At 62.3% G+C, this 10192-nt stretch carries 7 protein-coding genes; 6 read left to right on the forward strand and 1 reads right to left on the reverse strand.

All coding sequences use genetic code 11. The annotated features are described in order from the left end of the window. From GTO19_RS15410 to GTO19_RS15430, 5 genes are all read left to right on the forward strand, one after another. Window positions 1-1100, forward strand: a 1100-nt coding sequence (locus GTO19_RS15410; RefSeq protein ID WP_291022671.1) for a heavy metal sensor histidine kinase, incomplete at its 5' end; no start/stop codon positions are given. 176 nt (window positions 1101-1276) lie between these two features. Beyond that, window positions 1277-1621 (forward strand): CzcE family metal-binding protein, encoded by a 345-nt coding sequence (locus GTO19_RS15415; protein WP_291022674.1) that lies wholly within the window; start codon window positions 1277-1279, stop codon window positions 1619-1621. A gap of 122 nt (window positions 1622-1743) precedes the next feature. Further along, entirely contained in the window at window positions 1744-3015 is a 1272-nt protein-coding gene (locus tag GTO19_RS15420) for a TolC family protein (RefSeq protein ID WP_291022677.1), read from the forward strand. Window positions 3016-3022: 7 nt separating this feature from the next. Continuing rightward, a complete protein-coding gene (locus GTO19_RS15425; RefSeq protein ID WP_291022679.1) occupies window positions 3023-4312 on the forward strand; it encodes an efflux RND transporter periplasmic adaptor subunit in 1290 nt (429 codons plus the stop codon). A 13-nt stretch (window positions 4313-4325) separates the two neighbouring features. Further along, complete coding sequence (locus GTO19_RS15430) at window positions 4326-7529, forward strand: CusA/CzcA family heavy metal efflux RND transporter (protein WP_291022682.1); 3204 nt, start codon at window positions 4326-4328, stop codon at window positions 7527-7529. Between the two features lie 18 nt (window positions 7530-7547). Here GTO19_RS15430 and GTO19_RS15435 read toward each other — a convergent pair whose 3' ends face one another. Continuing rightward, a complete protein-coding gene (locus GTO19_RS15435; protein ID WP_291022685.1) occupies window positions 7548-9593 on the reverse strand; it encodes a heavy metal translocating P-type ATPase in 2046 nt (681 codons plus the stop codon). Between the two features lie 221 nt (window positions 9594-9814). Between GTO19_RS15435 and GTO19_RS15440 the strand changes: the two genes are divergently transcribed. Further along, window positions 9815-10183, forward strand: coding sequence for a hypothetical protein (locus tag GTO19_RS15440; RefSeq protein ID WP_291022687.1), 369 nt, complete (start codon window positions 9815-9817; stop codon window positions 10181-10183). Window positions 10184-10192: the final 9 nt, after the last annotated feature.

The raw sequence follows: 10192 nt of genomic DNA on the forward strand, positions 1-10192 counted from the left end.
GCGACGAGCGACACCGTGGACAAGTCTTCCGGCGCCTCACACACAAAAATTCGGACACGCCCCCAACGACCACCTCACCCAGGCGTGCGATCCAGTTCGATCTGGTGTCTCCCGTTGCGGCTCACCGCCCCTTTCAAGTTGAGCTCACGCTCGATACCGCCAAGGACGTCCTCCTCCTGCGTCGCATCGCTCTGGCATTGGCGCTTGCAGCTTCCGGAGGAGTTTTTCTCATCTCATTGGGCGGTTTTGTGCTGGTTTGGCTGGGGCTCAGGCCGTTGCGAGAGCTGTCGATTCAGATCAACGCCCTGGCCGCCGACAGCTTGCACCGTCGCGTGGACGGATCGAATCAACCGGGAGAACTCGCCCCCCTGATCGTCCAGTTCAACGATTTGTTGGGGCGCCTGGAGGCTTCCTACGAACAGCTGGAGGGCTTCAACGCAGATGTGGCCCATGAACTGCTCACGCCCTTGGCAACCTTGACCAGCGGTGCCGAGCTGGCCTTGTCCTCATCGAAAGACATTGGAGAACTGCGGGAAGCTCTGGGATCCAGCCTGGAAGACCTGCAGCGCATCGCGGGCATCGTGCACGACATGCTGTTCCTGTCCCAGGCGGACAGAGGCGCTGTTGCTCGGCGCGTTGAGAGCGGCAGCCTTGCGGCGCTTGCCCGCCGGGTTGCCGATTACCATGATGCGGCGCTGGCCGACGCGGGCTTGAGTCTTGAGGTAGTAGGCGATGCCGCGGGCGCCTTCGATGTGTCCTTGCTACAAAGAGCGCTATCCAACCTGATCAGCAATGCGTCGAGATACGCGACGCGTGGCACTTCAGTGCGTGTGGTGATCCAACTTCTGTCCCCCGACGAGGTGCTGTTGCAGGTGCAGAACCAAGGCATCACCATCGATTCCAAGGTACTGCCTCGCATGTTCGATAGATTCTTTAGGGCGGACTCTTCACGCTGCCAGGCTGATCGCAACCACGGGCTTGGCCTCTCGATCGTGGCAGCCATCGCGCGCATGCATGGCGGACGGCCCACCGCTTCATCATCTGGAGGCATCACTGCCATCGGCATGGTGGTGATGCGCTTCGGCCCCGGAACCGACTGAGGATCTTGCGTGCTGCGCCGGTGGGCGCTTCCATCTGTGGCGAACAAGCCAACATGATCGATTTGTAATTTACCGATCTTCAAGCTGTTGAGGAGAGCTTTCTAAAGTGCGTGTCAGTGCCGAGAGGCAGCCACGGCCTCGGTCTTGAGGCCATTGACCCACTGAGAGGTTTCACTTTGAACACGTCCCGTTCCCTGCGTTTCGCGGCTCTTTCTGTTGCGATGGCCAGTTCTTTCGTTGGAGTAGCAGCAGCCGACACTTTCCGAAACGGTCAGTCTTTCTACGGCCAACCCGCCGGCGAAGCGCCCAGCGCGCGCGTGATTGATCTGTCGACCACCAAGTTCGCCAACATCACCTACGGTGAAACGGTGGTCTTCCGAGGGGCCGGTGGCCAGAAGTTCGCCTGGACCTTCAATGGACTCGACAGTCGGTCCTGGGATCTCGCGCAGTTCGCCCCCGCGAGTCTGGCCGGCAAGGAATACCGCGTCTATGTCAGCAGGAATCCTCTCACCCGCCGCTGATGCCGATCATCTTTGACTGAGCAAGCTGGCCGCTCTTTCCTTTGCGGGAGGCGCGACCTGCGGCTCTGTTCACGTCCATGGACGCCGAGCGCCTGGACTAGGCCGGTCTTCGGGAGATTTGAATGTCCAGCAAGTATGTGTCGCTGACCTTGGTGCTGGCGACATGGGTGGGTGCTGCTGCGCACGCGCAGCCCGCCAGGCATCAGGTGCCCACCCCTTTCCCCGCGCAGAGTTCGGCTTTGCTGCCCCTCGCGCTCGGCACCGCTTGGAGAACCGCGCTCGACAACAGCCCGACCTTGGCGGGGGCTTTGCGCGAGGTGGAAGCTGCGCAGGGCGCCTTGTCACAAGCGGGTGCCCTTCAGAATCCTTCGCTTGGCATTGAGGTCGAGGACCTGCGTGCCGGCAATCGACGCACGACGGTCACTCTCAGCCAGCCCCTGGAGCTGGGAGGGAAACGCGCAGCCCGCATCACTGCAGCAGAGGGGGCATTGCATGCCGCCCGCGCCCAGTACGAACTGACGTCAGCCCAGTTGCAGGCAAATGTCACCGCGGCTTTCCTGGCTACGTTGTTGTCCCAGGAGCGTGTTCGGCTGGCGCAAGAGTCGTTAGACATTGCTCGCTCGAGCAGCGTGGCTGCCTCCAAACGCGTGCAGGCGGGCAAAATTTCTCCTTTGGAAGAGACGCGCTCGAAGGTGGCCGAGGCCAACGTACGCCTTGAGTTGGCGCAAGCGCAAGCTGAACTGAACGCTCAGATGCAAGAGTTGCGTGCGCTGCTGGCGGGTGGGGCATCCTTCGATACCCTGGATGGCAACGCCCTACAGCTGCCCAGCCTGCCTCCGATCGAAGAACTCCAAGCCCGTGTAGAGCAGTCACCAACCATGCGCATGGCGAGATTGCAGACGCAACGCCTGAGAGCACTGGCGGACCTGGAGCAAGCCAAGCGCACACCCGACATCGCCGTCAGCCTAGGCATGCAGCGCATCCAGCAGGAAGGGCGCTCGATCGCGATCGTCGGTGTGTCGATTCCGTTGCCTGTGTTCGACACCAATCGCGGCAACATCGTGGAAGCACTTCGTCGTCGCGACAAGTCGGAGGACGACGCGCGCGCCACCGAGTTGCGCCTGCGGGCAGACTTGGCCATCGCGCGTCAGCGGTTGGACATCGCGTCTCAGGAGGTGATGGCCGTGCGCGCCGAGATCCTTCCGGCCGCACAAATGGCCTTCAATGCGGCCACACAGGGCTTTGAACTCGGTAAGTTCGAGTACTTGGATGTGCTCGATGCGCAGCGAACGCTGTTGCAGGCCCGAGCGCAGTACCTGCTTTCATTGGGCGACTCTCATCGAGCGGTGGCGGATGTCGCGCGCCTGCTCGGGAACAACCCTTTTCAACCTTGAAACTGCCATGGCAACGTCCGGATCGCCCAGCACCAAGCTGAGCCGCAAGCATCTTTTCGTCATCGTCGCGATTCTGCTGCTGGGGGCAGCTGGCGCAGCATTCATTGTTCGGGATGGAGAAGGCCATGGGGAAGACGATGGCCATGGGCAGGCCAGCACCGAGGCGCAGGACGATGGGCATGGACACGGCGCTGAAGGAAAGGGGCCGAAGCCCACCACCGCGCAAGCCAAGGATGAAGATGAAGCGGGTTCTGCTCACGACGACGAGAGAGTTGCCATGACAGACGAGCAGATCCACGCCGCCGGCATCGAGATGAAGAGCAGCTCGGCCGAAGTGATCCGCGCAACGCTGCAACTGCCCGGCGAAATCCGCTTCAATGAAGACAGGACTGCACACATCGTGCCACGAGCTGCGGGCGTCGTAGACAGCGTGAGTGCGAACTTGGGGCAGAAGGTGACGCGCGGCCAAGTGCTGGCGGTGGTATCCAGCAGCGCGGTTTCCGAAGTTCGCTCCGAACTCCAGGGGGCGCAGCGGCGCCATGAACTGGCTCAGACAACCTACGACCGTGAGCGAACGCTTTGGGAGCAGAAGATTTCGCCTGAGCAGGATGTTCTCCAAGCACGGCAAGCCTTGCGCGAAGCTGAGATCGCAGTGGCCAATGCGTCGCAGAAGTTGAAAACACTGGGAGCGTCGGCTAGCGCGAACGCGCTGGGGGCCGTGGAGCTGCGCGCTCCCTTCGATGCAATGGTTGTGGAAAAGCACATCGCCATCGGCGAGGCAGTTCGTGAGGACACCAATGTGTTCACGTTGTCCGACCTTTCCACCGTGTGGGCGGAGATGAGCGTGGGCGCCGGCGATCTCCCCCGGGTGCTGGTGGGTGAACGCGTGCGTGTGAAGGCGAGCACTGCCGATGTGGTGGCCGAAGGCAAGATCGCTTTCGTGGGATCGTTGATCGGTGCCCAGACGCGCACCGCGCCCGCACGCGTGGAGCTGAGCAACCCGAAGGGCGCATGGCGACCCGGTCTTTTCGTGACCGTGGAGGTGCTAACCAACGACAACGAAACAGCGTCACCCGTGACGGTAGACTCCGCGGCGCTGCAAACCGTAGAGGACAAAACGTCGGTGTTCGTTCGCGTGGACGGTGGCTTTCAGACCCGTCCCGTGCGCGTCGGGCGCTCGGACGGCCAACGCGTAGAAATCCTGGACGGGATGAAAGCAGGCGAGTGGTATGCGGCCAACGGCAGCTTCATCGTCAAGTCTGAGCAGGGCAAGGGCTCGGCCACCCACGCGCATTGAAAGCGGCCCATCCATGTTTGAACGCATCATTCGCTTTGCCATCGAGCATCGGTGGCTGGTCATGCTCGCCGTGCTCGGTATGGCCGGCCTCGGGGTATACAACTACCAACGCCTTTCCATCGACGCCGTGCCGGACATCACCAACGTCCAGGTACAGATCAACACAGCTGCACCAGGCTACTCGCCGTTGGAGACCGAGCAGCGCGTGACCTTCCCGATCGAGACCGTCATGGCGGGCCTGCCCGGCTTGCAACAGACCCGGTCCCTGTCGCGCTATGGCTTGTCGCAGGTCACCGTAATCTTCAAGGACGGCACCGACATCTACTTCGCCCGCCAACTGGTGAACGAGCGGCTTCAAGGGGCCATCGGCGCCCTGCCCGAAGGAGTCCACCCTAGCGTAGGGCCCATCTCCACCGGGCTGGGTGAAATTTTCTTGTGGACGGTGGAGGCGAAGGAGGGCGCGACCAAGCCCGACGGCACGTCCTACTCCGCGACCGACCTGCGCGTGATCCAGGACTGGATCATCAAACCCCAGTTGCGCAATGTGCCGGGCGTGACCGAGATCAACTCCATCGGCGGACATGAGCGCCAGTTCCAGGTCGCACCTTTGCCCGAACGACTGCTGGCCTATGGACTGACCTTAAACGACGTGGTACAGGCCCTGGAGCGCAACAATGCCAATGTAGGCGCTGGCTACATTGAGCGGCGCGGCGAGCAGTACCTCATCCGTGCTCCCGGCCAAGCGGCCAACCTTGACGACTTGCGCAACGTTGTTCTCGCGAACAGCGGAGGTACGCCCGTGCGCATTCGCGATGTGGCCGAGGTCGAGATTGGCCAGGACCTGAGGACCGGGGCCGCCACCGACAACGGTCGCGAGGTGGTGTTGGGTACGGTGTTCATGCTCATTGGTGAGAACAGCCGCACCGTGGCGCAGGCGGTGGCCTTGAAGATGGAGGAGATCAACCGCAACCTTCCCGACGGTGTGCATGCCATCACTGTCTACGATCGCACGGTTCTCGTGGACAAAGCCATCGCCACGGTCAAGAAGAACCTGTTCGAGGGCGCAGTGCTCGTCATCGTGGTGCTGTTCCTGTTCCTTGGCAACATCCGCGCAGCCCTGTTGACTGCAATGGTCATTCCCTTGTCCATGCTGTTCACGTTCACCGGGATGGTGAGCCAGAAGGTGAGCGCGAACCTGATGAGCCTGGGCGCACTCGACTTCGGCATCATCGTCGACGGCGCGGTGGTGATTGTCGAGAACTGCGTTCGCAGGCTCTCGCATGCGCAGGAGCGCCTGGGCCGGCCTTTGACGCGATCCGAGCGCTTCCACGAGGTGTTTGCTGCGTCCCACGAAGCGCGCCGTCCGTTGCTCTACGGGCAACTGATCATCATGGTGGTTTATTTGCCCATCTTTGCGCTGACGGGCGTGGAGGGCAAGATGTTCCACCCGATGGCGCTCACCGTCGTGATCGCGTTGCTCGGCGCCATGATCCTGTCCATCACCTTCATTCCCGCCGCCGTGGCTTTGTTCATCGGCAACAAAGTGGGCGAGAAGGAAAACCGCGTGATGGCCTGGGCTCGTCGCGCCTACCATCCCCTGCTCCAGCGGGCCATGGGAGCCAAGGCTGTGGTGCTCACCGCGGCAGGTGCGGCGGTGCTGCTGTCCGGCCTTCTGGCCACGCGCCTGGGCAGCGAGTTCATTCCCAACCTGAACGAAGGTGACTTCGCGATCCAGGCGCTGCGCATCCCGGGGACCAGTCTGTCGCAATCCGTTCAGATGCAGCAGCAGCTCGAGCGCACGCTCAAGGCGGAGTTTCCCGAGATCGAGCGCATCTTCGCGCGCACGGGCACAGCGGAAATCGCCTCGGACCCAATGCCGCCCAACATCTCGGACGCCTATGTGATGTTGAAACCCGAGAGCGAATGGCCCAGACCGCAGCGCACGCGCCAACAGCTGGTTGAAGCGGTGCAGGAGCGGGTGGCCGAACTTCCAGGCAACAACTACGAGTTCTCCCAGCCGATCCAGTTGCGCTTCAACGAATTGATCTCCGGGGTGCGTGCCGACGTGGCCGTCAAGGTGTTCGGCGACGACATGGACGTGCTGAACAAGACCGCACAACAAATCGCCGAGGTGCTGGGGTCCATCGATGGAGCGAGCGAGGTCAATGTCGAGCAGACCACGGGACTTCCGGTGCTATCCATCAAGATCGATCGCGAAAAGGCGGCACGATACGGCGTCAACGTCAGCGACATTCAGGACACCATTTCCACTGCCATCGGCGGCCGCAACGCGGGCACCCTGTTCGAAGGCGACCGTCGATTCGATATCGTTGTTCGTTTGCCCGAACGCATGCGCTCAGATATCGAGTCGATCCGGCGCCTTCCAGTGACGTTGCCAACTGTCACGCAGCAGCCGGATGGCGGTTCGCGTGCATCCTTCATCCCTTTGTCCGAGCTGGCGACGCTGGAGCTGGCACCGGGCCCCAACCAAGTGAGCCGAGAGGATGGCAAGCGCCGCATCGTGGTGAGCAGCAACGTGCGGGGGCGCGACATGGGTTCGTTTGTGGAAGAGGCCAGTGCGGCGCTGCAGGAGCGTGTCACTGTCCCGCCGGGTTACTGGACGACTTGGGGTGGCCAGTTCGAGAACCTGCAGTCGGCGACGCAGCGCCTGCAGATCGTGGTGCCGGTGGCGCTGCTGCTGGTGTTCACATTGTTGTTCGCCATGTTCGGCAACGTGCGAGATGGTCTCATTGTGTTCACAGGCATTCCTTTTGCCTTGACAGGGGGCATCTTGGCGCTGTGGATGCGCGGTATTCCGTTGTCGATCTCAGCAGCGGTGGGCTTCATCGCCTTATCCGGCGTGGCGGTGCTCAACGGGTTGGTGATGATCTCGTTCATCCGCAACCTCCGCGAGGGTGGTGCAACGCTCGACCAAGCCATCGTCGAGGGTGCGCTCACGCGGCTTCGGCCTGTGCTGATGACCGCATTGGTGGCGTCGCTGGGCTTCGTTCCCATGGCCATTGCGACGGGCACCGGTGCTGAAGTGCAGCGACCGCTGGCGACCGTGGTGATTGGCGGCATCCTGTCGTCGACAGCCTTGACCTTGCTGGTCTTGCCGATTCTCTACCGCTTGGCTTACCGACGTGATGAGGAAGAGGAGCGCTTGGCCCAATCGTCCCTTGCAGCGGGGCAGATGCCGGCACAGCAGCCGGTCTAAGCCGAGGCGGGGTGTGATTCAGTCTGCCGCCGCCTTGCTAACTACAAGCTCTTTCGGCTTCCTGTAGGTCAGCAAACGCAAGGCATTGACGACCACCAGAACGGTGGAGCCTTCGTGTATTGCGACGGCCGGACCGATCCCCAGGCCCACTATGGTGGCTGGTACCAGGAAGGCGACAATGCCGAGGCTTACGAAGATGTTCTGGCGGATGATGGCTCGGGTGTGGCGGCTTAGCCCCACGGCAAATGGAAGCATCTCCAGCTTGTCGCCCATCAGGGCGACATCGGCCGTCTCTAGCGCAACGTCCGAGCCCGCCGCCCCCATGGCGATGCCGACCGTCGCGTTGGCCATGGCGGGCGCGTCATTCACGCCGTCTCCCACCATGGCCACTTGGGTCTGATTGCGCAGCTTGCGGATGGCGGCCACCTTGTCCTCGGGCATGAGGTCACCCCAAGCCTCGTCGAGTCCCACTTGTTTGGCGACCGCATCGGCCACCCTCTGATGGTCGCCCGAAATCATGATCATTCGGTTGATGCCGATATCACGCAGTTGTTGCAGAGTCAGGGAGGCGCCTGCGCGCGGCGTGTCCATCAGTCCGATCGCGCCCAGATCGCGCTCGCCCTGTCTCACCACCATGCTGGTGCGCCCAGTATCCCGCAATCGACGAATCGCCGCGATGGCTGCCGCCCCCAGGGGCGGCACACCGTCGCTGCCGAACATCTCGGCCTTGCCGATCCAGACAGGTTGACTATTCAGACGCGCCTTGACGCCGCGGCCAATCAGATCCTCCAGGTTGTCGGCTTCTGCCAGGGTTTGATCGGTCAGGCGTTTTCGCCCGTCGCGGGCGATGGCGGCCGCCAGCGGATGATCGCTCAAGGACTCCACCGCCACCGCCACGCTGAGCAGCTCGGTCTCGTCGGTACCCTCGAGGGGGATTACATCGGTGATCCGCGGACGGCCTTCTGTGAGCGTTCCCGTCTTGTCGAAGGCCATGGCGTTGAGCGAGCCAAGCGCTTCAAGCGGCGCCCCGCCTTTGACGAGCACACCACCTCGGGCGGCACGCGCTATGCCAGACAGCACGGCGCTGGGCGTGGCAATAGCCAGCGCACACGGGCTAGCCGCCACCAGTACGGCCATCGCGCGATAGAAGCTGTCTCGGAAGGGTTCGTCTACCACCACCCACGCGAACAGCAAGACAAAGGCGAGGGCAAGCACCGTCGGGACGAAGAATCGTTCAAACTTGTCGGTAAAGCGTTGTGTGGCCGATTGGCGTGTTTCCGCTTCGCTTACCAACTTCACCACGCGTGCCAACGTCGAATCCGAGGAGCGACGCGTCACCTCGATCTCGATGGCATTGCTGCCATTGATGGTCCCGGAGAATACGCGCGATGCTGCGTCGATACCATCCGGTCTCAAGCGAGCCGCCGCGGCGTCGGTAACGGGGTGCTTGTCCACGGCGATGCTTTCTCCGGTGACCGGTGCCTGGTCGAGGCTGCTGCTGCCCACCAAGATAAAACCATCCGCCGGTAGGCGCTCATTTGGGCGCACGAGAACGATGTCTCCCACGACAAGATCGCTGACGGCGATGTCTTGCGTCCGGCCATCACGTCGCACCGTGGCCGTCTCGGGTGCCAGTTCGGCCAACGCTTCGATGGCACGCTTGGCCCTGCCCATGGCGTAGTTCTCCAAGGCATGGCCAAGGCTAAACAGGAACAGCAACAACGAGCCCTCTGCCCAGGAACCGAGTGCCGCGGCACCTGCGGCTGCCACCAGCATCAGAGTGTCAATCTCGAAGCGCCTTTGACGCAATTTGGAAATGGCCTCCCGAGAGGTGTAGAAGCCGCCGAAGAAGTAAGCGCAGAGGTATAAGGCCAGCGGTCCCCAGGTAGGGGTGCTGGGAGCGAACCTTTCCAACAGCACGCCCAAGCCGAGCATTGCGCCGCACAGCAAAGCGAAAATCGCTTCGGTGTTTGCGCCAAACACACCGCCATGGGCATGCCCACCGGGGCCGTGATCACGGTCGTCGTGCACATGGTTCGGGTTGGTTTGGTTCTCTTGAGACATGGGAAGTGCTTGTAAAGATTGAGGTTTCGTCTCTCAAATCAGCCGCGACCGCTGGCGTCGCTGATTGTTGAAGAAGTGGCAAGAGCCCGAGAATGGAGTCCGGGATTCACCATTCATCCAGCATTCCATCAGTGTCGCGCCATCGCTCCAAGTCTCGGCCTGCTCAAAGACGTTCGCAGCTGAACTTGGCGCCTGTTAGGGCCGAGCCTAGAATCGCACGCATGCGCAAGCTGATCGTCCTGCTGATGTGCCTGGCTCTGCCGATGCAGACTTGGGCTGGCCTGGGCGCCGTGCCCGAGCCATGCCCCATGGAAGCCATGGCCATGGCGGTGTCGGGCAGCGACTCACAGACGGCCGATGAGGTCAGCGCCGAGCCGATGGCCGATTGCTGCAACGACGTGGCGACTTTTCTCGAGACGGGTCAGCCATGCAAGAGCGGCGTCAAGTGCGGCACCTCATCGGTGACCTTGATGCCGATGGACCTTGGCGTTGCGCCCCCTGCACGTCACGCGGAACACCCTCCGCGGGCCGGGATGCTCATGGTCTCGGTCAACCGCTTCGCCATCTGGCGACCGCCCACCCCCCGCTGAATCCAGCCC

The organism is Hydrogenophaga sp. (assembly GCF_011772445.1).
GTDB lineage: Bacteria > Pseudomonadota > Gammaproteobacteria > Burkholderiales > Burkholderiaceae_C > Hydrogenophaga.